General features: G+C 65.3%; 1 protein-coding gene. It reads left to right on the top strand.

Annotation, left to right across the window (positions count from 1 at the left end; translation table 11 throughout):
* Positions 1-56: 56 nt before the first annotated feature.
* A partial coding sequence (locus tag EN991_RS39600) for a cytochrome c oxidase assembly protein (protein ID WP_164769835.1) occupies positions 57-403 on the top strand: 347 nt, incomplete at its 3' end.

Genomic DNA, 403 nt, shown 5'->3' with positions numbered 1-403 from the left:
TGGTGGAAGTGCTGCTCGCGATTCTGCTGGCGGTGTATCTCGCTGGGATAGCGGAAATGCTTTCCCGCCGGCATCGCAAATGGCCGGTCGGCAAGACGCGGGTGGCAACCTTCCTGTTTGCGATCGGCGTGATCGGTCTCGCCCTCCTGTCGCCGATCGACGCTCTGTCGGACGAACTGTTTTCCGTCCACATGCTCCAGCATCTGATGCTCATCCTCGCCGCGGCGCCTCTGTTCGCGTTCTCGAATGCCCATCTCGTCATGCTTCGGGCGTTTCCGGTCGCGAGCCGCCGCGTGCTCGGACACGCCGTCGCGGCCATACCCGGCGTCAGGCAGGCGGCGCACAAGAGAGCCTCGGCGTGGATCGCCGCCGCCGCCTTCGTCGCCACGATGTGGTTCTGGCA

The organism is Mesorhizobium sp. M7A.F.Ca.US.005.03.2.1, assembly GCF_003997795.1.
In the GTDB taxonomy this organism is placed as follows: Bacteria; Pseudomonadota; Alphaproteobacteria; order Rhizobiales; family Rhizobiaceae; genus Mesorhizobium; species Mesorhizobium ciceri.
This window is presented reverse-complemented; position numbering and strand designations above follow the sequence as displayed.